This window comes from Streptomyces sp. NPDC005931 (assembly GCF_042871235.1).
Taxonomy (GTDB): Bacteria; Actinomycetota; Actinomycetes; order Streptomycetales; family Streptomycetaceae; genus Streptomyces.
In genome coordinates, this window is sequence record NZ_JBIAIG010000021.1 from 28,867 (window position 1) to 53,718 (window position 24,852).

Below are 24,852 nucleotides of genomic sequence, written 5' to 3' on the forward strand. Positions count from 1 at the left end.
CAGGGTGAGCACGCCCGTGACACCGAACACCACCCGGTCGGTCCGGGACCGCTCACGGCCGGGCAGGCCCGCTTCCGAACCCGGGAGCGGGCCTGCCGTGCGGTCCTTGTCGCCGTTGTGGTGCTGCGTCACGGGCGGCTACTTTCCTCGAGCCGTCGAGCGGAACGCTCCTCCGGACGAGGCGCCTACCACATGTGGCGCAACACTCACCTTCTCAGCAGGACATGTGTGCTGCGCACACCCTGCCGTGGTGGTCCGGTCCGTGTCTCAGCGGCCGGTCCGGGTCTCAGCGGCCTCCCCCGGGGATGCGGTGGATGCGGACCGGGCGGTCCACTCCGTCCAGGACCGTCGGCCGCTCCGCGGTGTGCGCACCGGCGGTGGCGCGGGCGAAGGCGGCCGTTCCGCCCACGAACGGGACCTGCGCGGAGGTGCGGGCCAGGTCGAGGGTGAGCGTCGGGGTGTCGGCCGGAGGGTCGATCAGGCCCCGGTCGGTGCCCGCGACGATCAGCGCGAGGCGGTGGCCGGCGGGGACCACGTGGTCGGTGGCCCCGAGGTCCAGGGTGATCGTGTACCGCCGGCCCGGGGTGAGCGGCGTGCCCGTGCGGTCGGAGGCGTGATTGCCCAGGTCGGCCCAGCCACGGCTGACCACGGTGTGTTCGACGTCGGTGGTCTTGGCGCGCGTCTCCTTGAAGCAGGAGCTGTCGCCTTCGGTGCTCGCACCCCAGCAGGTGCGTTCGGTGAGGGTGGTGATGCCCTCGCCGGCGTCGCCGTAGTCGCGGACGGTGTCGGGGCCGAGGTCCACCAGGACGGCGGAGAGATGGGCCGTCGGGGTGCTGGGTGTCACGGCGACGGTGACCTGGGAGGAGCCGGCCAGCCGCAGGTCCCGGGTGAGCGGTCCGGTGACGAAGCCGGCCTTGTCCGGGGTCGGTGTGGCGACGCGGGCGGCCCAGTCGGTCTCGCTCAGCCCGGGGTCGTCGGTGAAGGTCTCGGTGCCCCTGCCCCTGCCGAGGCCCAGGCTGCCCACGCCGGCCTCGGTGCCCTTCGCGGGCCGCAGCATCGCGGCGTGCGTGCCGCGCGGCGGCCAGCTCGCGGAGGTGACCCACCGGTCCGGCCGGCGCTCGATGTCGGCCATGGGCTCGCGGTCGATGCCGTTGTCGTGGCCGAGGAGCTCGTGGTCGAACCAGCGGTGCAGGGTCTTCACCCACTTCGCTCGGCGGAAGTCGAAGGGGTCGACGTGCCCGGTCTGGGAGAGCCAGATCTTGCGCCGGACACCGTTCTTCTCGAGGGCGTCCCACCAGGGGCCGACGTGCTGCATGCGCACATTGAGATCCTGCATGCCGTGCACGAGGAAGACGCTCGCCCTGACCCTCTTCGCGGCGCGCACGTAGTCGCGCTCGGTCCACAGCTGCGTCCGGTCCCCGCTGCGCGGGGCGCCCTCGACGAGCTCGCGCTGGACGGCGGCGCACCGGGCTCGGGCGTCGGGGGTCTCCACGTAGTTCGACAGCCAGTCGGGGCCCGAGTCGTAGAGCGGGGCGCCCTTGGCGAAGTAGTAGTCGTACCAGGAGGAGATGGCGGCGATGGGGACGATGGTCTCCAGGCCCTCGACTCCGGTGGCGGCCACCCCGTTGGCGATGGTGCCGTCCCAGCTCTTGCCGATCATGCCGGTGCGGCCGTTGGACCAGTCCGCCTCGGCGCGTTCGGTTCCGGTGCGGGTGGTGTAGGCCCTGGCACGGCCGTTGAGCCAGTCGACGACTGCTTTCGCGGATCGGATGTCGGAGCGTCCGCCGACGTCCACACAGCCGTCGGACCGGTTGGTTCCGGCCAGGTCGACGCCGACGACGGCGTAGCCGCGCGGCACGAAGTAGTTGTCGTAGAACAGCGGCATGCGCACGACGTCGCCGTTCGCGTCGTAGGTCTTGCGCTGGCTCTCGTTGCCGCGCCCGCAGCAGGAGTAGTACGGGCTGGCGTCCATGATGACGGGGATCTTCCGTCCCTGCGCGGCGGGTTCGCGGGGGCGGACGATGTCGACGGCGACGCGGTCGGTACGTCCGTCGCGGTCCTCGTCGAGTCCGGTGTCCACCCAGACGGCCTCGCGGACGGCGTCCTCGTAGGAGTGGACGGGCAGGCTCTCGCGCGGCGCGGCGTCCGCCGCGGCAGGGCTGAGCAGCGTGGCCGTGAGGGCGGCCGTGGCCACCGTCGCGAGCGGTCTCCAGGTCGTGAAGCGCGTGCGTTTCGGCATGCGCGGACGGTACATCGGTCAACTGCGGTGCAGAAGAGGGCACATGACGGACGATGGATGCCCCGTGCGGCCGGGAACCACCCCTGGGTCCGGCGTTTCGTGGCGGCCGAATGGCGATCGTGTGACAGGGCGGACCATGGACAGGTCTGAGGCGAGGGGGACCAATAGGCTCCGAAAGGACCTCGTGCCCCTACGACTTGGAGCCCTTCGTGCACCACAGGATCACCGTGCCGGGATTCCTGGCCTCGGCCGCGATGCTGCTGGCGATCCCGGCCTCGGCCGCGAGCCCCTCCCCCGGCGCGCCGGGCATCGGCGACCCCTACTACCCGGACTACGGCAACGGTGGATACGACGTCTCCCACTACGACCTGAGGCTGAGGTACCGCCCGGCCGCCGACGAACTCGAGGGCACCGCGACCCTCCTGGCCCGCACCACGCAGGACCTGTCGCGCTTCAACCTGGACTTCCTGCTGGACGTGAGCGAGGTGCGGGTCGACGGCGCGAAGGCGTCGTTCACCGCCTCCGGCGAGCACGAACTGGAGATCACCCCGAGGAAGGCGCTGCCCAAGGGCGCGGACGTCACCGTCGTGGTCCGCTACCGGGGCGTGCCCTCGTCGAAGACGGCGTACGGCTTCACCAGTTGGCACCGCACCCCGGACGGCGGCGTCGCGGCGAACGAGCCGGAGGCGGCCTGGTGGTGGTTCCCGTCCAACGACCATCCGCGGGACAAGGCCACCTACGACGTGTCCGTCCAGGTGCCGGACGGCACCCAGGCCATCTCCAACGGAACGCTACAGTCGACGAGTTCACGGCTCGGCTGGACCCGCTGGAACTGGCGCTCGGACAAGCCGCAGGCGACGTACCTCGCCACGCTCGCACTCGGCCGGTTCGATGTCACCACCGGCACCACCGAGAGCGGCATCCCCGTCCTGAACGCCTACAGCAAGGATCTGGGCGCGCACGCGGGGGCGGCACGGGCGAGCGTCGAGCGGACCGGTGAGGTCGCCGACTGGCTGACCGGGTACTTCGGGCCGTATCCGTACAACGCCCTCGGCGGATACGTGCCGAACACGAAGACCGGGTACGCGTTGGAGACCCAGACCCGGCCGTTCTACAGCCCGCGGCAGTTCGCCAACGGCTCCAACGTCTCCGTCGTGGTCCACGAGCTGGCGCACCAGTGGTACGGGAACCTGGTCTCGGTGTCCGGCTGGAAGGACATCTGGATCAACGAGGGCTTCGCACGGTACGCCCAGTGGCTGTGGTCCGAGCACGAGGGCGAGGGCACGGCGCAGGAACTCGCCGACTACGTGTACGCCTCGCACCCGGCCGAGGACCCGTTCTGGGCGGTGAGGCCCGGTGACCCCGGTCCGGAGAACCAGTTCCACGGCGCCGTGTACGACCGGGGCGCGCTGGCCCTCCAGGCACTGCGCAACACGATCGGGGACGAGGCCTTCTTCACCGTCCTGAAGGGCTGGCCGCAGAAGTACGCCCACGGCGACGCGACGGTCGGGGACTTCCGGCGGTACGCGGAGGAGGTGTCCGGCGAGCCGCTGGCGGCGCTGTTCGACACATGGCTGTACCAGGCGTCCAAGCCGGGGACGGCGGCGGCGCGGGCGGCGGACGTCGCCCGCGCGGCGCCCCGGGCCTCGGCGGCGGCCGGAACGTCGGCGGCTCCCGGCACTCCGGTGCGGCCCAGGTCGTGGAAGAAGATCGCCGCGACGAACGGGGTGCACGAGACCGGGCACCGGCGCGAGGACGGGCACGGCCACTGAGGCGTGCGCCCCGGCGGCCTTGGGCCTGTTCGCCCCGGCGCCCGCCGTGGGCCCACGCGCACGCGACGCGTGGACCCACGTGCCGCGTGCGCGTGGACCCCGCCCGCCCCGGACGGTCAGTCCCGTGGTCGTACAACGTGACTGGTATGCCCCGTTTCACCGGCTGCTCGACGATCAACGGCTCGACGCGGGTGCCCTTGCCGCGGGCGAGGCCGCACCCCATGCGCGGCATGGAGACGGAGGTGCCGGGGTCGGCGGCGAGGCGGGCGAGGGCCGCGTCGATCGCCTCGTGGCGCACGGGGACGCCTTGGCCGTCCGTGCCCGTGCGATGGCAGGTGTCGCACCGCGGCACAGCTCACAGCGGCGTGGGATGTGACGTGGGAGGTGTCACAGCACCGGTGGTACAGCGATACTGCTGCACATGACGACCGAGACCGAGGAGCCGACCCTCACGATCGACGAACTCGCGGCCCGGGCCGGCGTCACGGTGCGGACGATCCGCTTCTACGGCACCAGGGGGCTGCTGCCGCCCCCGGAGATCGGTCCCCGGCGGGTCGGTCACTACGGGCGGGAGCACCTGGCCCGGCTGGCGCTCATCGAGGAGTTGCAGCGCCAGGGCATGACGCTGGCGGCCATCGAGCGGTACCTGGGGCAGCTGCCGCCGGACCTGAGCGTGCGCGATCTCGCCATCCAGCGGGCGGTGGTCGCCTCCTGGGCGCCGGACACGGTGGAGACGGTGTCGCGGGAGGAGCTCCAGCGGCGGGCCGGGCGGCCGCTGGACGACGAGGAGGTGGAGCGGCTGGCAGCGATGGACGTCGTCGAGCGGGACGGCGGCTCCTTCCGCGTGGACGCAGGGCTGCTGGGGCTCGGTGTCGCGCTGCTGGACGTGCCGCTGTCCGAGGAGACGATCCTCGCCGCCCGCGCAACGCTCGTCGAGCACTCCCGCGCGGCCGCCCACGACCTGTCGCGGCTGCTGCGCGACGCGGTCGCGGAGCGGGACGCACGGGACGTGAAGTCCCTGTCCGCCCATATGCATCCGCTCGTGGTGCAGGCGCTGCTCACCACCTTCCAGCGGTCGCTGAAGGAGGAGCTGCGGGAGTGGCTCGACGGCGAGGGGCCCGATCGATGAGCCCCGCGCCCGGTCGTCCCTGAGGCGGATCAGCGCGCGTCCGTGAAGACCTCCCCCTGCTCGGCCTTCTCCACCAGCAGCGCCGGGGGCGTGAAGCGCTCGCCGTAACGCTCGGCGAGTTCACGCGCGCGTGCCACGAAGCCCGGCAGGGCGCCGTCGTAGCCGTTGATGTACTGGAGCACGCCGCCGGTCCAGCCGGGGAAGCCGATGCCCAGGACGGAACCGATGTTGGCGTCGGCGACGGAGGTGAGCACGCCCTCCTCGAGGAGGCGGACGGTGTCCAGCGCCTCGGCGAAGAGCATGCGCTCCTGCATGTCCCGGAACGGGATCTCGTGGCCGGGCTTCGTGAAGTGCTCGCGCAGGCCGGGCCACAGCGTGAGGCGCTTGCCGTTCTCGTCGTAGTCGTAGAAGCCGGCGCCGCCGCCACGGCCGGTGCGGCCGAACTCGTCGACCATGCGGTCGATGACGGTCTCGGCGGGGTGCGGCGTCCAGGTGCCGCCCGCCTCCTCGACCGCCCGCTTCGACTCCGCGCGGATCTTGCGCGGCAGCGTGAGGGTCAGCTCGTCCATGAGGGAGAGCACCTTGGCCGGGTAGCCCGCCTGGGCGGCGGCCTGCTCGACGGAGGCGGGCTCGACGCCCTCGGCGACCATGGCCACGCCCTCGTTGATGAAGTGCCCGATGACCCGGGAGGTGAAGAAGCCGCGCGAGTCGTTGACGACGATCGGCGTCTTGTTGATCTGCCGGACCAGGTCGAAGGCCCGGGCGAGGGCCTCCTCGCCGGTGCGCTCGCCCTTGATGATCTCGACCAGCGGCATCTTGTCGACCGGCGAGAAGAAGTGCAGCCCGATGAAGTCCCCCTGGCGCTCGACGCCCTCGGCGAGGGCGGTGATGGGCAGGGTGGAGGTGTTGGAGCACAGCAGCGCGTCGGGGGCGACGACGTGCTGGATCTCCTGGAACACCTTGTGCTTGAGCGAGGTGTCCTCGAACACCGCCTCGATGACCGCGTCGCAGCCCGCGAGGTCGGCGACCTCGGCGGTGGGCGTGATGCGGGCGAGCAGCGCGTCGGCCTTGTCCTGGGTGGTACGACCCCGGGAGACGGCCTTGGCGCACAGCTGCTCGGAGTAGCCCTTGCCCTTGACGGCGGCCTCGAGGGACACGTCCTTCAGGACCACGTCGATGCCCGCGCGGGCGCACGCGTAGGCGATACCGGCCCCCATCATGCCCGCGCCGAGGACGGCGGCCTTGGTGACCTTGCGGGACTCGATGCCCCGGGGGCGGTTGGCGCCGGAGTTGACGGCCTGGAGGTCGAAGAAGAACGCCTGGATCATGTTCTTCGAGGTCTGCCCGGCGGCCAGTTCCACGAAGTAGCGCGCCTCGATGACCTGGGCGGTCTCGAAGTCCACCTGGGCGCCCTCGACGGCAGCGGCGAGGATGTTGCGCGGCGCCGGGTAGGGAGCGCCGCCCGTCTGCTTGCGCAGGGTGGCCGGGAAGGCGGGGAGGTTCGCCGCGAACTTGGGGTTGGCGGGGGTGCCGCCGGGGATGCGGTAACCGGGCCGGTCCCAGGGCTGCTGCGCTTCGGGGTGGGCGTCGATGAAGGCGCGGGCCTTGGCGAGCATCTCCTCGCGGGTGTCGGCGATCTCGTCGACCAGGCCGTTCTCCAGGGCGCGCCGGGGACTGTACTGGGTTCCCTGGAGGAGGACCTTCAGGAGGGCGTCGGCGATGCCGAGCAGGCGGACGGTACGGACGACGCCGCCGCCCCCGGGGAGCAGTCCGAGGGTGACCTCGGGGCAGCCGATCTTGGAGCCCGGGGCGTCGAGGGCGACGCGGTGGTGGCAGGCGAGGGCGAGTTCGTAGCCGCCGCCGAGCGCGGCGCCGTTGAGGGCGGCGACGACGGGCTTGCCCAGGGTCTCGATGCGGCGCAGCTGCCGCTTGAGCGCCATGCCGCCGTCGAAGAGCTGCTGGGCGGTCTCCGGGGTGACCCTGATGAGGTCGCGCAGGTCGCCGCCGGCGAAGAAGGTCTTCTTGGCGGAGGTGACGATGACGCCGCGGAGGGAGTCCTTCTCGGCCTCCAGCCGGTCGGTGATCACGGCGAGGGAGTCGCGGAACGCCCGGTTCATGGTGTTCGCGGACTGGTGGGGGTCGTCGATGACGAGGGTGACGACGCCGGTGTCGTCCTGTTCCCAGCGGATGGTGGTGCTCTCGGTCATGAGGGGGTCTCCGTAGAAGTCGCGTCGGGTCGCTGGGAAGGGGGTCAGATGCGCTCGACGATCGTGGCGATGCCCATGCCGCCGCCCACGCACAGGGTGGCGAGGCCGTAGCGCTTGTCCTGGCGCTCCAGTTCGTCGACGAGGGTGCCGAGGATCATCGCGCCGGTGGCGCCGAGCGGATGGCCGAGGGCGATGGCGCCGCCGTTGACGTTGACCTTGTCCAGCGACAGGCCCATGTCCTTCACGAAGCGCAGCACGACCGCCGCGAACGCCTCGTTGATCTCGACGAGGTCGATGTCGTCGATGGTCAGCCCGGCCTTGGCGAGGGCCTTGCGGGTGGCGGGGGCTGGCCCGGTGAGCATGATGGTCGGCTCGGAACCGGACACGGCGGCGGAGACGATCCGCGCGCGGGGGGTGAGGCCGTACCGCTCGCCGACCTCCCGGGAGCCGATGGCGACGAGGGCGGCGCCGTCCACGATGCCGGAGGAGTTGCCCGCGTGGTGGACGTGGTCGATCTTCTCGACCCAGTGGTACTTCTGCAGCGCCACGGCGTCGAAGCCGCCGAGCTCGCCGATGTCGGCGAAGGACGGCTTGAGCCCCGCGAGGGAGTCGGCGGTGGTGCCGGGGCGCAGGTGCTCGTCATGATCGAGGACGACGAGGCCGCTGCGGTCCTTCACGGGCACGACGGACCGCTCGAAGCGGCCGTCCTTCCATGCGGCGGCGGCGCGCTCCTGGGACAGGGCCGCGTACTCGTCGACGTCCCGGCGGGAGAAGCCCTCGATCGTGGCGATCAGGTCCGCGCCGATGCCCTGCGGGACGAAGTTGGTGGCGAGGTTGGTCATCGGGTCGTTGAACCAGGCACCGCCGTCGGAGGCCATGGGCACGCGGGACATCGACTCCACGCCGCCCGCGAACACCAGGTCCTCCCAACCCGAACGCACCTTGGCCGCCGCGAGGTTGACGGCCTCGAGGCCGGAGGCACAGAAGCGGTTCTCCTGCACGCCGGCGACCGTGTCGGGCAGCCCGGCGGCGATGGCGGCGATCCGGGCGATGTCCGAGCCCTGGTCGCCGACGGGCCCGACGACGCCGAGCACGATGTCGTCGACGGCGGCCGGGTCGAGGTCCGGGAAGCGGTCGCGGAGCTCGTGGATGAGGCCGACGACCAGGTCGACGGGCTTGGTGCCGTGCAGGGCGCCGGTGGCCTTGCCGCGCCCGCGCGGGGTGCGGATCGCGTCGTACACGTACGCTTCGGTGCTCACGGGGAGGCCTTTCACTGAGGGTTTCGGGGCGCGGACAGCAGTCGGGGTACGTCCCAGTCGCGGGCCACGTCGTCGGTGCCGGTGCCCGGCCGGGCGGGCCCGGTGCGGACGGCGGTCGGGGTCGCGGAGAACCGCGGCGCGGGTGCGGGCTGGGTGATGCCGCCGTGGTCGGTGAAGGTGCCGCGGGCGGCGAGGTGCGGGTGGTGCGGGGCCTCGCGCAGCGACAGGACGGGGGCCACGCAGGCGTCGGAGTCCTCGAAGACGGCCGTCCACTCGTCGCGGGTGCGGGTCCTGAAGCGGGCGGCGACCTGCTCGCGCAGGGCGTCCCAGCGGGTGACGTCGGTGCGGGGCGGAGTCTGGTCCTCGATGCCGAGCAGCCGGACGAACTCCTCGTAGAAGCGCTCCTCCAGGGCGCCGACCGCCATGTACCGGCCGTCGGCCGTCTCGTAGGCGCCGTAGAAGGGGCAGCCGCCGTCGAGGAGGTTCGCGCCGCGCCGGTCCTGCCAGTCGCCCGCCGCGAGCATGCCGTGGATCATCGCGGAGAGGTGCGCGGTGCCGTCCACGACGGCCGCGTCGACGACCTGGCCGGTGCCGGTGGCGCGGGCGTGGTGCAGGGCGGCGAGGACGCCGACGACGAGGTACAGGGAGCCGCCCGCGTAGTCGCCCAGGAGGTTGGCCGGGACGGCAGGGGGCCGGTCGGGGTCGCCGATCATGCCGAGGGCGCCGGTGACGGCGATGTAGCCGATGTCGTGTCCGGCACGGTCGGCGAGCGGGCCCCGCTGGCCCCAGCCGGTCATCCGGCCGTAGACGAGCCGGGGGTTGCGGGCGTGGCAGTCCCCGGGGCCGACGCCGAGTCGCTCGGCGACGCCGGGGCGGTAGCCCTCGATCAGGACGTCGGCGCGTTGGGCGAGGTCGAGGACGCGGGCGGGGCCCTCGGGGTCCTTCAGGTCGACGATCACGGAGCGCTTGTTGCGGTTGGTGACGTCGCGCGCCGGGTCGATCCCGAGGCCGGGGCCGCCGGGGCGGTCGACCCGTACGACGTCGGCGCCCAGGTCGGCCAGGAGCATGGCGGCGAACGGGCCGGGGCCGATCCCGGCCAGCTCGAGCACGCGCACGCCGGCGAGGGGGCCCGGCGGGCGGCGTCCCGGCGCGTTCGCGTCCGTCATCGAGCCCCCAGCGTCTGTGACACAACCGATGTAACACCAGTGATGCTAAGAACACGTTCCACCCGGCACAAGCCCCGGGGCGAGCAAGCGCTTGGCCACTCTACGGCGAGCCGCCTTCCGCGTCCGCCTCAGTGACCGTCGAGTTCCGCCGCCAGGCGCTTCGGTGCGATCGCCCGGTAGCTCTCCTCCACCCAGTCGCACAGCAGCTCCGCGGCCGGGGCGCCCCGGGGCTCCAGGGGAACGCTCACCCATCCGGACCGGCCCAGTCCGTATCCGGCGGGTTCGGCGCCGGGGCAGGCCAGCGCGTGGGCGTGGGCTTCACCGTCACCCCCAGCGGATGACTGCCGTCGTCGACGCCGAGGAAGACGAACACCTTCCTGTTGACCTTCGCCACGGTCTCGCCCCAGGGATGCTCCTCCGCGGCTCCCGGGAGAGCGAGGGCGAACTCGCGCACTTTCTCCCACTTCCTCAACGCGTTCCTGGGTACGGCCATGCGCTTCCTCCGGGCTCGTCGCCGGGGCTCGCCGTCGGGCCCCGCATCCCTCACGCTAGCCTCGGCCACCGACAGCGGCGCGGCGCACGACCAAGGGGTGTCATGAGCAGGCTGAACAGGACCGACCGTCCGTACGACATCGTGCTCTTCGGAGCGACCGGTTTCGTCGGAACGCTCACCGCGGAGTACCTCGCGGCCCATGCCCCCGAGGGGCTGCGCTGGGCGATCGCGGGCCGCAGCACCGGGAAACTGGAGCGGTTGCGGGAGCGGCTGCCCGGCGGCGCGGGCATCGGAGTGCTGCGGGCGGACGTGTCCGACCCGGCGTCGCTGCGCGCACTCGCCGGGCAGGCACGGGTGGTGGCCACGACCGTCGGCCCCTACGTGGCCTTCGGCGAGGCGCTCGTCGCCGCCTGCGCGGACGGCGGCACGGACTACCTCGACCTGACGGGCGAGCCGGAGTTCGTAGACCTGATGTACGTGCGCCACGACGCACGGGCGCGCGAGACCGGGGCACGGCTGGTGCACGCCTGTGGTTTCGACTCGGTCCCGCACGACCTGGGCGCCTATTTCACGGTCCGGCAGCTGCCGGAGGGGGTGCCGCTGACCGTGGACGCGTTCGTGACGGCCGACGCGGCCTTCTCGGGCGGGACGTTCGCCTCCGCGCTGGGTCAGTTCGCCCGCCCGCGACAGCTCCGCGCGGCGGCCCGGGACCGGCGGCGGCACGAGCCGCGGCTGGTGGGCCGCCGGGCGTCGGCACCGACGGGAGCGCCGCGCTACGCCCCCGAGGTGGGCGCCTGGGCCCTTCCGCTGCCGACCATCGACCCACAGATCGTGATCCGGTCGGCCAGGGCACTGGACCGGTACGGGCCCGACTTCCGCTACCGGCACTACGCGGCGGTGCGGCATCTGCCGGTCGCGGTGGGCGGCACGGCGGCCGTGGGCGCGCTCGCCGCGGCGGCCCAGCTGCCGCCCGCGCGGCGCTGGCTCTCGGGCCGGCTGAGGCCCGGCGACGGGCCGAGCGCCCAGAAGCGCGCCAGGAGTTGGTTCCGCGTCCGGTTCGTCGGCGAGGGCGGGGGACGACGGGTCTGCACGGAGGTCTCGGGCGGCGATCCCGGGTACGACGAGACGGCGAAGATGTTCGCCGAGGCGGCGCTCTGCCTCGCCACCGACGAGCTGCCCCCGGCGGCCGGGCAGGTCACGACCGCGGTGTCGATGGGCGACGCGCTGACCGAGCGGCTCCAGCGGGCGGGCATCCGTTTCCGCGTCGCGGCGACACGCTGAGCGGCGGGCCGGGACGCGTCAGGGCATCGGCCACGTGGCCAGGATGTAGATCATCCCGGCGATCCAGCCCAGTCCGGCCGCCGCGGCGAGGGTCAGCCCGATGATCACGGCTCGGTCGACGGGCCGGCCGGAGACGGCGACGGGCTCGGGCGCACGGTGTGGTGTCATGCGCCCCAGCCTGCCGACGGGGGCGGCGGCCGGGCATCCGTGAAGGTACTCAGTCGTCGCGTGGGTGTACCTGGTCCGGGCCGCCCGGACCGGCGGCACGGGTGCCTAGCCGGCGGACGCCTCACGCAGGGCGCGGCGGCACAGGGCGTCGGCTCTGCGGGTGGTTTCCGGGAGGCGGTGGGCGGGGGTCAGCGCGAGGGTGTGGGCACAGGCGTTGTCCAGGCTCACGCGGTGGCCGACGGAGACGAAGACCGGCTTGACCGCGTCCCGGGTGCGCAGGGCGCGGCCCACCTCGTCGGTGCCGGCGAGCAGCGGGGCCGTACTGCCGCGCGGAGTGCCGGGATCGGCGTGGGTGAAGGCGAACGGGTTCTTGGCCACGCCGATGGTGGGCAGGCCGGTGAGCACGCCGAGGTGGCTGGCCAGGCCGAAGCGGCGGGGATGGGCGAGGCCGTAGCCGTCGCACACGACCAGGCCGGGCGGACACGGCAGGGCGTCGAGCGCCGCGAGCACGGTGGGGATCTCGCGGAAGGCGAGCAGGCCGGGCACGTAGGGGAAGGAGATCCGCCCGACGGCCGTGGTCTCGGCGACGACGTCGAGGCTCGCGGCGTCCAGGACGACCGCCGCGGCGGCCACCAGGTCCCGCTCGTCGTCGTACGCCACGTCGACCCCGGCGACCAGGCCGCCGCCCGGCGCCGGCCCCGGCTCGTCGAGCACCACCCGCCCGCGCAACTCGTCCTGGACGGCGCGGGCCTGCTCCTCGTTCACCGGCCAGTCGGCCGGGATGCTTGCGGTCGTCATGGTGCCCTCGAGACTACGGGGTGGACGGGCCCGCGCGGGGGACGGGCCCGCGGGCCGCTCGCCGCGCACCGCACGCGCCCCCGCGCCGGCGGTGGTGGCCGTCGGCGCGGGGGCGTGCGGAGGAGTCGTCCAGGGGGCGCCGGGCGCTCTCCGGGGGCCGGGCACTCTCCGGAGGCAGTGGCCTACTTGTCCAGGGCCCGCTGGAGCTGGCTCTTGTTCATGCTCGAACGGCCCTCGACGCCACGGCGCTTGGCCTCCTCGTACAGCTGGTCGTACGTGGGCCCCTGGGAGCCCTTGCCGGACCGCTGGCCGCCCCGTTTGCCGGACGACATGTCCTGGGTGGAGGTGCGGCTCGCGGTCTTCGACTCGCCCGCGCGGGCGCGTTCCTTGTTCACCGTCCGCGCGGCGATCTCCTTGGCGCGCCCGGTGCTCTCGCCCCGGTCCTTCGCGCTCTCCTTGATGTGCTCGTACTGACGCTCCCGCTTCGGGCTGGAACCGCGTGGCATGTCCGCTCACTTCCTCTCGCGTTCGGCGAACGGGTACCCACGTTGTCAGCGGACAGGACATGCCGCACGCGTCAGTGCTCCAGCCGGGCAACCCTCCCCTTCTCGCCCGCGGCCCAGCAGCCGTGGTCCGCGGCGCAGTCGACGGTGTCGTACGACCCGGTGTCGACGGTCCGCCAGGTGCGTCCCGCGTCCGTCGTCAGGTCCGTGCCGGTGGGGCCGACGGCGAGGGCGGCGGCGCGGCTGTGCGGGAGCCACGCGACGCCGGAGCGGTAGGCGGGCCGGGGTGCGGCGGCGGGACCCCAGGTGCGGCCCCCGTCCCGGGTGCGGGCGCCCGCGTCCGGCGAGGACCGGTCGGGGCGGTAGTCGCCGCCGACCGCCAGCCCGTGGGTGCGGTCGCGGAAGGCCAGCGCGAAGATCCCGCGCGCCGGGTCGCCCGCCGGGACGGGTGAGTCGGTGGCCGTCCAGGTCCGGCCGCGGTCGGCGGAGTGCAGCACGCGGGCGCGTGTCGCCCCGCCGGTGGCCAGCCACACGTCCTTCGGTCCCGACGAGACCAGGCACTGGCCGCTCGCCGCGAAGCCCGCCTCGCCCTCCAGCGCCGGCGGCATCCCGTCGTCGGGCAGCACCGTCCACGATCGGCCGCCGTCGCTGGTCGACAGGATGCGGAACCTGCCGGCCACCGGGTCGCTCATCGCGAGGCCGTGGCGGTGGTCGAAGAAGGTGAGGCAGTCGTAGAAGGCACGCGCGTCGGTGTTGCGGAAGGACTCGGTCCAGGTCGCTCCGCCGTCGTCGGTGCGGTAGACGCGGGACGCGTCGCCCTCGCCGATGGCGAGCACCACGGCCCTCCGCGCGTCGAAAGCCTCGACGTCCCGGAACTGCAACTCGGCCGCGTCCGGCGGCGAGACGTCCCGCCAGCTGCGTCCGCCGTCGGTGGTGCGCAGGACGGTTCCCGCGGTCCCGGCCAGCCAGGCGGTGTCACGGCTGACGGCGGCCAGGCCCCGGAACCGTACCTGCGGGGCCCCGCTGTCCTTCAGCACCCAGCGCGGCGCCTCGTGCGGTACCCCGCCGTCCGTCCCGGCCCGTTCGCCTGTGCGGGTACGGCCGTCAGGGCGGCCAGCGCCGCCGCGCACCCGGCCACCGCGGCCGCCCTGCGATGTGTCCTTCTCGTCCGTCGCGTGTTCCCCGAGCGCCTCATGCCGCGCGAAGCTGGTCCACCGCCCGGGGCCCGTCCAGACGGCCTCGTGAGCCCCGCGGGTCCCGCGAGGGTGCACAAGTGCCGTCCGGGGCAGGCGGGGAGAAGCGCGTCACCGGGGTGCATGAAGGCGGTGACAGAGGTCACTCGGTTCTCGTGTGCACGGATTGGCTGATTCCGTCGTCTCATCCAGTACCCGGCCCGATCCGCCCCGGAAGCCCGTCCAGCCCGTCACGAGGGAGCAAGGCGTTGTCCATCGTCATCGAGCAGCCCGTCGAGGCCCGTCTCGTCGCCGCCGCGCCGCGGATGCCGAGCATTCCCGCCATGTTCTCCTACGACCGCCGCGATCCGTTCGCCGTGTGCATGACCTTCCCGGCCCCCGCCACGCTGGAGGGCGTCGAGGTCTGCTGGACCTTCGCCCGCGAGCTGCTCGCCGCGGGGCTGCTGGGGCCCGAGGGGTACGGGGACGTACGGGTGCGGCCGTACGGCTACGACCGCACCGTGCTGGAGTTCCACGCCCCCGAGGGCACCGCCGTCATCCACGTCCGCTCGGGCGAGGTGCGCCGGTTCCTCGAGGCCACGAGGGAACTGGTGCCGGCCGGCCTGGAGCACCTCCAACTCGACCTGGACCACGACCTGGCCGAGCTGATGCGGGACACCTGCTGATCCGGTCCCCCTGGGGCGAAGCCCTCAGCGGGACCGACGTCCGCAGCTCATCAGGGAGTTGGGCTCACCGTAGTCGAGCCCGCCCGCCAGGGCGCCGTAGGTCCCCGCGTCGAGCAGCTCCCGTGCGGCGCGGCGGACCAGGGCGTACGCGGCCTGGGCCATGCCGGAACCGACGCTCACGCGGGCGACGCCGAGGGCGGCCAGTTCGCCGACCGGCGGGGCGCCGGGACCGGCCATGACGCACAGCGGCCCGTCATGCACGGTTCCTGCTCGAGGCCGCCAGGTTCCGAACGACGAGATCTCGGGATGCCGTGCTCGGCTCCGGTCCGGCTGCCGTGCAGATTGGCGCCGGAGTGTTCATCGGATCGATCGCACGTCGAATCCAGTTCGGCTCAGCTGCGCCAGCCGGGTTCGCCCATGGGTGAACCGCCGGTGAGCGGTCGGACATGACGATGGTGCATTGACCGGCGGAGCAGAGTCACTCAAGAACACTGACGGAATTATTGCGCACCAGGATCTGCCAGTGATCCCCATCCTCTCCCTGCGCTTCGATCAAGCCGTCCAAAACGTGATCAAAGGTAAATTCACGGAACTCGGGAGCGTAGTAACGTCCCGTCACCGGGTTCAAGAGCTCCTGGTGAAGGGCGGCGTCCGGCTTCAAGAACGAATCAATAAGGTAAGTGAGCCACTCCGCAGCGAAAGGAAACTTCGTCCTCCGGTTCCATTCAAGGTGCGACCCGTCAGCCGTCGGCGCCCACTGGCAGCTGAGACCCGGCTGTCCTGACGGCGGCCTGTTCACGTCGATGATGTCGCCGTCCGGAACGACCAGACGCGGGGTTTCGATCGTGGCGTAAGGCCCCGACTTCCGATCCATCCTCCGTGTTCCGGCAAACCGCTCCAAGTAGCGGATCTCGGCAGCGTTGAGCGCGGGCGACACGGAAATGGCACCCACGTAGTCCACATACTCGCTCATGGTGACAACCTATCTCATCAGATGCGGCGGTAGAAGCCGGCCCGCGCTGCGGAGCAACATGGGCCGGCTTCCCGTTATATCGGCCAGGCAGTATGCGCTAGGGAGTAGCAGCCCCGCCGGTCAGCACCGTGGCGAGCAATCCCAGAACACCCACCCCGGCCCACGTTGCCCCCCTCTGCAGGGAATCCGCAGTGCTCGGGCTCATCTCCCAGTCCCAGACTGTGGCGGGCACTGTCACCGGATAGGGCTTCATTCCCGGGTCGCTCGGTCGGGGGTTCTTCCTCGTCCACCAGCTGATCGCCCCGTCGTGACCGCCCTTTCCTACAATGTTCGGTTTCTTGTTCGTCGACACGGTCACCAGGACACGGTCCGCCTGAACGATATCGGGAGTGACGAGCTGCGGAATGTCGAAACCGGCTTGGACGATCAGACGCTGACCTCCGGGTCCGTTTTGCAGCATTCGCTCCCGTTCGACATAAGCGGCTACTTCATCGGCCGCCACCTTCTCGTCCTTTGCCCGCCTGCCGGACTTGACCTCCCAGATGTACATGATGCCATTCTCGACCATGACGATATCCGCAGATCCGTCTTTTGCGCCTCCCTTGCCACCGCCTGGTATCTCGTATTCGTTCTGAATGGTCGCACGCGGGTGCGTGAGTCGCAGAAACTCCGTCGCCACGCGCTGAGCCTCATTGTGGCGCAGCGTACCTTCGCTGTTGTTGATGATCTCACCGACTACTGCGGCCGCACCGACTTCCTGGCTTTGCTCATGCCGGATCATCGGGGTCTCGCGATAGACCCCACCGCACATTCCGGTGATATCGCAGCTTGTGTGGCCGTCGATCTCCACGAAGCTCACCGGGTTTCCGCCGGTGAAGGCGTACCGGTTACCGGTGAACGGGTCCGCGCCGAGGCCCATGTCGGCGAGGGCGCCGTTGTACATGTCCCGGGTGGTGAAGCGGTTCAGGCCCGGCTTGTAGTCGCGGAAGCCCATGTCATACGTACCCGACTGGGCGTCCCAGCGCTTGGCGTTGAACCGGTACGGGTTGTACGCCTCCTTGGTCGGGTCCGCGGTGTCCGGCTTGTCGATGCCGGTGAATTCGGACTCGTCGTCGGAGCCGTAGGCGGTGTAGCCGTACGTCGCCTTCGTGTCGCCGTTCTTGTCCGTGAGCGTCTCGACGTCGGTGTGGCTGTTGTAGCCGTAGTAGCCGTCCTCGGTCGTGCCGTCGCTGTTGTGCTTGACCTGCGACAGCCGCTCGCCCCATGGGCTGTACTGGTAGGACTTGGTGAGCGTGCCGGCCACCTTCTCGTCCAGTACCTCGGTGGACAGGCCGAGGTAGGTGAAGTCCGTGGTCTTACCGTCCGCGGTCTTCGTGACGGTCCGGTCCAGCGGGTCGAAGGTGTACTTCGTCGTCTTCAATGCGCCGGTGTCGTCCAACTTCTGGGACTCCACGACGTGATCGAAGCCGTCATACACGTTCCGTTCGATGATCTGACTGCCCGAAGTCACCGACTCCTGGCGTCCGAACGGGTCGTAGTTGTGTCTCGCTGTGACGCCGGAGATCGTGGCGGTCAGCAGCCGGTTGCGGTCGTAGCCGAAGTCAGTGGTCTTGTTCTTGACCGTCTGGCGGATGACGTTGGCGTTGTCGTCATGGACGTACGTCTCCGTTCCGGCGCCGGTGCCGGTTTTGACCGCCTGCCTCAGCCGGTCGGCGGGGTCGTAGGTGTAGTCGGTCGTCGACTCGAGGTAGGCCGCGTGGTTGTCGGCGTTCATCTTCTTCGCCACGTCCTGCGCCTTGTTGCCGTTGGGGTCGTAGGCGTAGGTGTGGGAGGAGACGAGGGTGCCGTTGGCCTTCTTCTCGGTCGTCGACTTCAGCGCTGCGTTGAGGTAGTAGGTGTAGTCGACGGTGCTGCTGTTGGCCTTGATCTCTTTCAGTTTCAGGCCACGGTCGGTATACGTGTACGACGTCACCTTCGGCGAAGAGTCGGTCGCCGTCTTACCGACCGAGACCGTCTTCACCAGCTCACGCAGGTCGTAGGTGTACTTGGAGAACTGGTCGGGATGGGTGACCGTCTCCAATTGACCGTTGGCGTCGTAGGTGTACGACGTCGACTTCTTCTCTGTTCCGGCGAGCAGCTCGGTCACCTTCTGGACCTGGTTGAGGCCGGTGTAGGCGACCGTGTACGCGTCGATCTTCGCAGTCGACGAAGTGTCGTCGACCTTGGTCAGGTTGCCGTTGAGGTCGTAGGTGTAGGCGAAGTCGTTCTTCTCAGTGTCGGTGGGACCGCCGCTGGTGTCACGAACGAGCTTGACGCCGTCGGCGACGATCACACCGCCGCTGTTCTGGAAAAGCTGCAATTTCGCAGCGTTCCCCCGGTTGAAGGAGTAGGACCCCAGGGAGACCCAGGCACCTTGGTTGGCGGTGGCGTTCTGGTCGACGGTCTTGTCGACCGTGCCGGTGGCGTGAGTGAGGGTGTACTTCGCCGTGGTCGCCGCGCCGGTCACCTTCGGGAACTTCACATACGCCGTGTACGTGCCGTCCTGGGGGATGTTGAGGGTCCACGTGAACGCGTCCGTGCCCGTTCCCGCCGCGTGGGTGGCGTGGTCGTAGCCGTGCTGGCCGGTGGCACTCCCCTTCGCCCAGGTTCCGGTCGAGGAGGTGTTCTGGATGTCGGAGTTGTCCACCAGGACCACCGACAGACCCACCGGCACACCGTCGTCCGAGCGGGACTTGAGCGAGCCGTCGGGGTAGTACGACCACGTCATCGTGCGGTTGGAGGAACCGCCCGCCGAAGTCAGGGTCCGCTTGGTCTGTCGTCCCAGCTCGTTGTAGTCGTAAGTAGTGGTGATGTCCCACGGGTCCGTGGACGACTCGACCCAGCCGTTGTCGAAGTAGCTGTAGATCGTGTCGTTGCGGACCGTCTCGCCCTCCGACGGCGGCAGCGAGGTCTTCGCCACCCGGCCCACCTTGTCGTACACGGTCTCCGTATAGACATTGGGATCGTTGTAGCGGGAGTCCGCCGGATCATGGGGCTGATACTGCTTGACCGCCCGGTTGAGCGCGTCGTACTCGGTACGGGCGGTGAACGCCGTAGTTGTACCGGCGGCGACGGCACGCGGGCTGATCACCTGGGTGACGTTGCCGACCTCGTCGTACTCGTACTTCGTCGACCGGGTTGTGGTGCCCTCATAGGGGACCTTGACCTCTGTCCGCTTGCCACGCTCGTCGTAGGTGACTGTCGTGGTGTTGTTCTCAGCATCCGTGGTCGAGACGACCAGCGAGTCCTTGTCGTAACCCCGTTCGGTGGTCTTGCCTGCCGCGTCCGTGACGACCGTGACCCGGTGATTCAGGTCGTAGTCGGTCTTGGTCGTGTAGTCGGTGGTGTCGGCCGTGGCGTTCTTCTTGGGGTCGATGACCTTGGTTACGTTCCCGACGTTGTCGTACTCGTACGAGAGCTTGTCGCCCTTGGCGTTGACGACATCGGTGAGCTGATAGACGGCGTCGTAGTGGTTCGTGGTGATGTGGTCGGTGTTGTCCGAGGTCGTTACAGTGCCCTTGGGCTCGGTAGTCGTCTTGAGGTTTCCGACCTTGTCGTAGGCGTATGTCGTTGTGCGCGGAGTGGTCTGATTGTTCGCCGGCGCGGTCGCCGACGTGATCTGGTCCGCCTTGTCGTGCACCGCCGTGGAGACCGAACCGTTCGGTGCCGTCGACTTGGTGACGTTGTCGTTCGCGTCGTACTCCGGCGCCGGAGTCGTGATCAGAACCCCGGCGTCCTGATTCTTCGGCACCGTGTTGACCAGCGGACGCCCGAAGGTGTCGTAGGTCTGCGTGGTCACCTTCTGGTTGGCGTCGGTGACCTGGGTGACCTGACCCCGTTCGTCGTAGACGAACTTCGTCGGGTTGGTCTTCGCGTCAGTGATCGTGTTCGGGTAGCCGGTCGGACCGAAGTCGCTGTACGTCGTCGGGTTGCCGTTGGCGTCGGTCGCCTTGGTCAGCTGACCGTAGGAGTCGTACGTGTACTTCGTGGTGTAGCCGTTGGTGGTCGGCTCACAGACGCCCGACGTCCAGGTGGCTGTGCCCTTGGGGTCAGTGACCGTCTTGAGGTTGCCGAAGCAGTCGTAGCCGAACTTCCATGCGCGCCCCTCGGGCGAGGTCCTGCGGACCAGGTCGGCGGAGTAGCCGTCGGCGCGCGTCTGGTACTCGTACTTCGCGGCGTTCGCCGGCCACTTGGACGGGTCCGTCACGTTGGACGTGCCCGTCCAGCAAGTGGTCGCCTGGTCCGGCACGCCGGACTTGTTGTTCTCGGCGTCGCGCTGCCAGAGCGGGTAGCCGGTCTTCTGGTCGTAGCAGTACGCGGTCTTCGCCCCGTTGTCCTCCTCCAGGTACGTGACGTTGTTGTCCGCGTCCCAGGACATCTTCGTGGTCTGGGACTTGGCGTTCGTCTGCTGGACGGGGCGGCCGAAGTCGTCGGTGACGTACTTCGTGGCGTGGTTCTCGGCGTCGGTGACGGTGGTGTCGGTGAACTTGGTGTTCGTGGTGTTCGTCGCGTAGGCGAACCCGGTGTCACCATCTAGGCGGTCGGTGATGGTCTTCGTCCACCAGTGGTACTTCGGGTCGTCCGCCGGCGGTTGGTTGTAGGCCAGTCGGGTGCTGTTGCCGCGCGGGTCGGTGGCGGTCACCAGCTTGACGTTCTTGTTGCCCTGGGTGGCGTCGTAGGTGAACTCGAAGACCTTCGGCTGGCTTGAGCCGTTGCCGTCGACCATGCGGCCGAGCAGGCCCGTGTCGGTGTAATAAAGGGAGATCCGGCGCCCGGAGATGTCCGTGATGGACGCCACGTGATCGTAGATGTGGGGGTCGGTGAGGTTGGTGCCTGAGACGAGGTCGCCGCTGTCATTGACGTACGAGTAGGTCGCGTCGCCACGGAGGTAGTAGCCGATGCGCAGTGACTTGCGGCCGGCCGGGTCGGTGATGTACTTGAGGAACTTCGTCGGCCTGTGGTTGGACTTGCGCTCCTCGTAGGTGTATGTCTGCGTGTTGCCGTTCTTGTCGACCACCGAGGTCAGGTAGCCGTCGCAGCCGAAGAGGAAGCGGGTGCCGTCCGGGCGCAGCATTGTCCAGGCGTCCGGGACCGGGTCCTTGTCGGGGGTGCAGTCCAGGCCCGCCTTCATGGTGATGCGGTAGTGGACGCCGGCCGGGGCCTTCCAGGTGCCGTCGGCCTGCTTGCGGAAGGTGTGCGTGGTGCCGTCGCCGTCCGGGAGGCGGATTTCTGTGGCGTTGGCGTTGGGGTTGGGGTGGAAGTCCAGGTGCCCGCCCAGCCGGATCGGACCGGCCAGCTGCGCCGACCAGCCCGCACCGGAGACGGTGTCGGAGGTGTCGAGCGAGTTGTAGGCGAACCGCGCGAACGTGGTCAGGCCGCGGCCGGGGTTGGTGAAGGCATTGTAGGACCAGACGGTGTTGCCGAAGGCAAGGTTGTTCATCACCGTGGAGCCGGCGCCGGTGTTCTTGCCGGTGTAGGAGTAGAACTTCTCCAGGCCCAGGGTGTTGGAGGTGGGGTCCTCGACGGCCACCTTCTGCTTCAGCGGCGGTATGCCGCCGGTTCCGGCGGACAGCCAGCTGCCGTCGGAGACCTTGCGCACGTCCCAGCCGAGCACGTACTCGGCGCGCTTGTTGCCGCTGTCGGAGTTGATCGGCGTCTTGACCTGCGCCTGGAGCACGGCCGACTGGCCGGGGCTGAGGGCCGGGATGGCCGTGGCGGCCTGGTTGCCACCGTTGGTGACGTCCGTGCCGTCCGGGAGCTTCCAGGTGTACGACAGCTGCCGCTCACCCGCTGCCCACGCGATGCTGGTGGTGTTGGTGACCGTGAAGTCCACCGTGTAGGTGGAGTTCGGAGTCATGCGGGCCGGGGTCTGCGGCGCGTAGTAAGTGTCGTCGGTGGTGGAGTCGACGTAGATGACGCGCAGCAGCGGGCCGAGCTGGTAGTCGGAGGCCTCCGAGGCCAGGAACAGCGTGCGCTCCTGCGGGCCGGTGGACGACTCGTCCTTCAGTCTGACCATCGCGCCCTTGTTGGAGGTCGGGGTCTTGATCCAGCCCTGGGTGAGCGAGGTGGCGTCCCAGTCGTGGCGGCCCACCTCCGACACCTGCGCGACGGTGTCGGAGACGGTGCCGGAGTGGTCACCACCCGCCGTGGTCCACGCCGTGGTGGACGTGGCGTTGTTCCAGGTGGCCGACGTCTCGGCGAAGTCCTGGTTCAGACCGCGCAGTTCGTAGATCGCGCCGTCGGTGCCGGTGGTGGTCTCCGCGCCCCACATGAACAGCCGCGACTCGGTCACTGTGGCCGTGGTCGGGATGTCCGACGTGGTGAACTTCATCAGCGCGCGGGTCTTGCCGTAAGTGGAGGAGTTGTTGCCCACGCTCAGCCATTTCTGGCCCACGCCCCAGGACTGGATGGTGTCCTGGTTCGTGGTCGGCTGCGCGGAGGACAGTGTCGTGTCTGCGACGTCGGAGGTGCCCTGGATCAGCCGCATGGTGCGACCGGTCTTGGGCACGCCCACGATGCGCGTGGGCGAGCCGAGCAGTTGGCCGTCTGCGGTCTTGACCGCGAGCTGGTAGTAGTACGACCGCCCGATCTCCCCGCTGTAGGAGTTCGGGGTCGGAGTCGCGGTGGTGTCCGTGTACGTCGTGGCCGACTTGTCGACCGGCGCGATCAGGGTCGCCGCGGACGGCGTGAACGCCTGCTGCGTGGAGCGGTGCAGTTGGTACTCCACGATGTCCAGACCCGAGTCACCGGTGGAGTTGGAGTACGCCTTCCACGACAGCTCCGGGCCGGTGGAATGCACCACAGTCGGCGAGTTCAGCGTCGTGCCGACCTTGCCGTAGGTCACCGTCAGCCGGGGAATCGTGGACGTCTCGCCGCCGTAGTCGCTGCCGTCACCCGCCTCATAACGCGGGCCGCCGGTCGGGGCCGTCGACGACTCGTCCGTGGCCTTCAGCACGAAGCCGTGGTTGGTGGCCGTGCCGTCCAGCCACTTCTGCACGGTGTCCGTGACCGAGAACTTGTGCCACTGGTTGTACTCGCCGGTGTTCTTCACGATCGTCGCCGGGTTCACCCAGCGCACCGCGTCCGCGATCACCGCGGTCGCGCTGTCGGTGTCCCCGAGAACGACCTTGCCGGCCGTGCCCTTGGTGAAGTCGATCTGCGCCCCACCGTTGAGGGAGGCCCACACCCCGCCCGAACCGGCCGTCTGGTCCACGGTATAGGTGGCGGTTCCGTCCTGACCGGTCACCGTGTACGGGGCGGCCGTGGACCGGTCCGAGGCCGTCACATAGTGTGCGTCCACCCGGTAGGAAGCCGTCTCCGGGATCTTCGGCTGCCAGGTGTAGGTGTCAGTGGTGATCGAGTCCTTGTTGTACAGGTAGTCGCCGTCGATCCCATACGTCTGCGACCCCGGCTTCCACGAGCCGACCGCCGCCGTCGTCCCCGCATCCCCGTCGTCCACCTGCACGCTGGTCCCGGACAACTCGCCCACCAGCGCACTGGTGCTGGACCAGGTCGCCGTCGACTCACTCCACGACCCGGTCGCCCGGTACGCGCCGATGGTGACGTCATTGGCGTTGGTGGTGTGCACCTGGTCGAAGTACATCTCCAGACGCGCCGAATCGATCTGCGTACCCGACGGGATCTCACTCAGCGGGAACTTGATCAGTGACCGGGCCGTGCCCGTGTCGGTCCTACCCGCCGACAGCTTCCAGGTGGTGTTGAAGTTGAGCGACGCCTGGTCCGACAGGACCATGACATCCTGGGACTGTGAAGCGCTCGGCGCGATCGTGATCGTAGGGTCGATGACGACCGGATACTGCCGCTCCTTCGCCCCGAGCCACTTCGGGTCCGGTGCAACTGTCAGCTTCCAGGAGTCGCCGTCCTTGGTGAGCTTCTGGGTGACCTTGGTGCTGTAGGTCTGACCGAAGACGGAACGATTCGCCTTCTTCGCGTCCGTCATGTACGGCGCCGGGATCACCAGCTCCGGCGTGTGCGGCAACTCGCCGTACAGCGCGATCGAGCCGTCCTTGTGCGCCTTCGGGGTCAACCCATCGGTGTCCAGCGTGAAGGTGAACCTCACCGGCCCGTCGGGGCGTTCGGCGAGAGTGAGGTTCTCCTTCACCTGGCCCGGGCCGACCAAGTACTCCAGGTCCGCGCCGTGCATCGCGTCCCGGTAGGTGACGGTGGAACCCTTGACCGCGGGCTTCAGGTCCTTGTCCACACCGTCGAGACCCAGGGTGACCGAACGGCCGCTCGGCGAGGCGAACCGCACCAGCCGGTCAGCGTTGCGACCGAACCAACTGCGGCCGTTGTTCGTGGTGTTGGCGAAGTCGAAGCCCTTCGCCTCCGTGTCACGGACGGCGGTACTGATCGCCTTCCAGGTCGCCTTCTTGCCCGTGCCGGAACGGTACGACGTCGGCACCGCCGACAGCTCCGCGGAGATTCGGCCGTCCGACAGCAGCCAGAACCGCGCGTGCGCCGTGCGCCGACCCGTCAGCTCCTTGACCCGCTTCGGCTCCGGCTCCTTCTTTCCCTTCGGAAGCTTCTGCCGGTCCGCTATCTCGAGTTCGTCATACGGCGAAGGATTTCCGTTTCCCTCGTCGTCGCCCGAGAACCAATCCTTGACGGTATCGACAATTCCCTTTCCGTCATCGTCATCAGCCGGTGCCGCATAGGCGACCTGGGGCAGCGCGGTACTTGTCACCGCGGATACCACCAGGCATGCCATGAGCCTGCCCAGTCTGGGTCTCACGCTAAACCTTTCCTCGAATGCCACGGACCGCAACACGCCACCAAGAACCGTATCCACCTGCATAGATGGAGGTCATCGACGGTGGCGCCGAGGTTCTATTCGCGCTGGTGACGCTCTGTCAAGTCGGTAGACATGCGAGGCAGTTAGGGTAAATCCGGGCACCGGATGTCCGTTATCTCCGTCCACTTGCCATCCGTACGCGGAATCCGCTACAA

13 protein-coding genes and 4 pseudogenes are annotated in these 24,852 nt (G+C 69.7%); 4 read left to right on the forward strand and 13 right to left on the reverse strand.

Features of this window, described 5'->3' with window-relative positions; translation table 11 throughout:
• Positions 1 to 286: 286 nt before the first annotated feature.
• Positions 287 to 2,239, reverse strand: coding sequence for a Xaa-Pro dipeptidyl-peptidase (locus ACFYOV_RS31290; RefSeq protein WP_389093535.1), 1,953 nt, complete (start codon positions 2,237 to 2,239; stop codon positions 287 to 289).
• Positions 2,240 to 2,448: 209 nt separating this feature from the next.
• Here ACFYOV_RS31290 and ACFYOV_RS31295 point away from each other — a divergent pair, with 209 nt between their 5' ends.
• The gene (locus tag ACFYOV_RS31295; protein WP_389093538.1) at positions 2,449 to 4,011 is read left to right on the forward strand and encodes a M1 family metallopeptidase; all 1,563 of its coding nucleotides are present in this window, start codon (positions 2,449 to 2,451) and stop codon (positions 4,009 to 4,011) included.
• A gap of 121 nt (positions 4,012 to 4,132) precedes the next feature.
• On the opposite strand, the pseudogene ACFYOV_RS31300 reads toward ACFYOV_RS31295, so the two are convergent.
• Positions 4,133 to 4,336, reverse strand: a pseudogene (locus ACFYOV_RS31300) (Appr-1-p processing protein); the annotation flags it as partial.
• Positions 4,337 to 4,432: 96 nt separating this feature from the next.
• Here ACFYOV_RS31300 and ACFYOV_RS31305 point away from each other — a divergent pair.
• On the forward strand, positions 4,433 to 5,140 hold the full coding sequence (locus tag ACFYOV_RS31305) for a MerR family transcriptional regulator (protein ID WP_389093541.1): 708 nt from the start codon (positions 4,433 to 4,435) through the stop codon (positions 5,138 to 5,140).
• A 29-nt stretch (positions 5,141 to 5,169) separates the two neighbouring features.
• Here the strand turns inward: ACFYOV_RS31305 and ACFYOV_RS31310 are convergent, their stop codons facing one another.
• The 4 genes and pseudogenes from ACFYOV_RS31310 to ACFYOV_RS31325 all read right to left on the reverse strand — a co-directional run bounded on the left by ACFYOV_RS31310 (position 5,170) and on the right by ACFYOV_RS31325 (position 10,265).
• A complete protein-coding gene (locus tag ACFYOV_RS31310; protein ID WP_389093544.1) occupies positions 5,170 to 7,347 on the reverse strand; it encodes a 3-hydroxyacyl-CoA dehydrogenase NAD-binding domain-containing protein in 2,178 nt (725 codons plus the stop codon).
• A gap of 44 nt (positions 7,348 to 7,391) precedes the next feature.
• Positions 7,392 to 8,606, reverse strand: coding sequence for an acetyl-CoA C-acetyltransferase (locus ACFYOV_RS31315; RefSeq protein WP_389093546.1), 1,215 nt, complete (start codon positions 8,604 to 8,606; stop codon positions 7,392 to 7,394).
• A gap of 11 nt (positions 8,607 to 8,617) precedes the next feature.
• On the reverse strand, positions 8,618 to 9,772 hold the full coding sequence (locus ACFYOV_RS31320) for a CaiB/BaiF CoA transferase family protein (protein ID WP_389093548.1): 1,155 nt from the start codon (positions 9,770 to 9,772) through the stop codon (positions 8,618 to 8,620).
• Positions 9,773 to 9,900: 128 nt separating this feature from the next.
• Positions 9,901 to 10,265 (reverse strand): annotated as a pseudogene (locus tag ACFYOV_RS31325) (MmcQ/YjbR family DNA-binding protein).
• A 102-nt stretch (positions 10,266 to 10,367) separates the two neighbouring features.
• Between ACFYOV_RS31325 and ACFYOV_RS31330 the strand changes: the two are divergent.
• A complete protein-coding gene (locus ACFYOV_RS31330) occupies positions 10,368 to 11,546 on the forward strand; it encodes a saccharopine dehydrogenase family protein (RefSeq protein WP_389093549.1) in 1,179 nt (392 codons plus the stop codon).
• Positions 11,547 to 11,564: 18 nt separating this feature from the next.
• Here the strand turns inward: ACFYOV_RS31330 and mmpA are convergent, their stop codons facing one another.
• The 4 genes and pseudogenes from mmpA to ACFYOV_RS31350 all read right to left on the reverse strand — a co-directional run bounded on the left by mmpA (position 11,565) and on the right by ACFYOV_RS31350 (position 14,210).
• The gene (gene mmpA, locus ACFYOV_RS31335; protein ID WP_389093551.1) at positions 11,565 to 11,714 is read right to left on the reverse strand and encodes a morphogenic membrane protein MmpA; all 150 of its coding nucleotides are present in this window, start codon (positions 11,712 to 11,714) and stop codon (positions 11,565 to 11,567) included.
• Between the two features lie 105 nt (positions 11,715 to 11,819).
• Positions 11,820 to 12,512 carry an endonuclease V gene (locus ACFYOV_RS31340; RefSeq protein WP_389093554.1) on the reverse strand — a complete coding sequence of 231 codons (693 nt, stop codon included), beginning with the start codon at positions 12,510 to 12,512 and terminating at the stop codon, positions 11,820 to 11,822.
• 182 nt (positions 12,513 to 12,694) lie between these two features.
• Complete coding sequence (locus ACFYOV_RS31345) at positions 12,695 to 13,018, reverse strand: plasmid stabilization protein (protein ID WP_389093556.1); 324 nt, start codon at positions 13,016 to 13,018, stop codon at positions 12,695 to 12,697.
• Positions 13,019 to 13,089: 71 nt separating this feature from the next.
• Positions 13,090 to 14,210, reverse strand: a pseudogene (locus ACFYOV_RS31350) (WD40/YVTN/BNR-like repeat-containing protein).
• 246 nt (positions 14,211 to 14,456) lie between these two features.
• Here ACFYOV_RS31350 and ACFYOV_RS31355 point away from each other — a divergent pair.
• Positions 14,457 to 14,873 (forward strand): SsgA family sporulation/cell division regulator, encoded by a 417-nt coding sequence (locus tag ACFYOV_RS31355; RefSeq protein ID WP_389093559.1) that lies wholly within the window; start codon positions 14,457 to 14,459, stop codon positions 14,871 to 14,873.
• A 24-nt stretch (positions 14,874 to 14,897) separates the two neighbouring features.
• Here the strand turns inward: ACFYOV_RS31355 and ACFYOV_RS31360 are convergent.
• The 3 genes and pseudogenes from ACFYOV_RS31360 to ACFYOV_RS31370 form a co-directional block, all read right to left on the reverse strand.
• Positions 14,898 to 15,128: pseudogene (locus ACFYOV_RS31360) on the reverse strand (isocitrate lyase/phosphoenolpyruvate mutase family protein); the annotation flags it as partial.
• A 223-nt stretch (positions 15,129 to 15,351) separates the two neighbouring features.
• Positions 15,352 to 15,846 (reverse strand): hypothetical protein, encoded by a 495-nt coding sequence (locus tag ACFYOV_RS31365; protein WP_389093561.1) that lies wholly within the window; start codon positions 15,844 to 15,846, stop codon positions 15,352 to 15,354.
• 97 nt (positions 15,847 to 15,943) lie between these two features.
• On the reverse strand, positions 15,944 to 24,613 hold the full coding sequence (locus tag ACFYOV_RS31370; protein ID WP_389093564.1) for a DNRLRE domain-containing protein: 8,670 nt from the start codon (positions 24,611 to 24,613) through the stop codon (positions 15,944 to 15,946).
• Positions 24,614 to 24,852 lie beyond the last annotated feature (239 nt).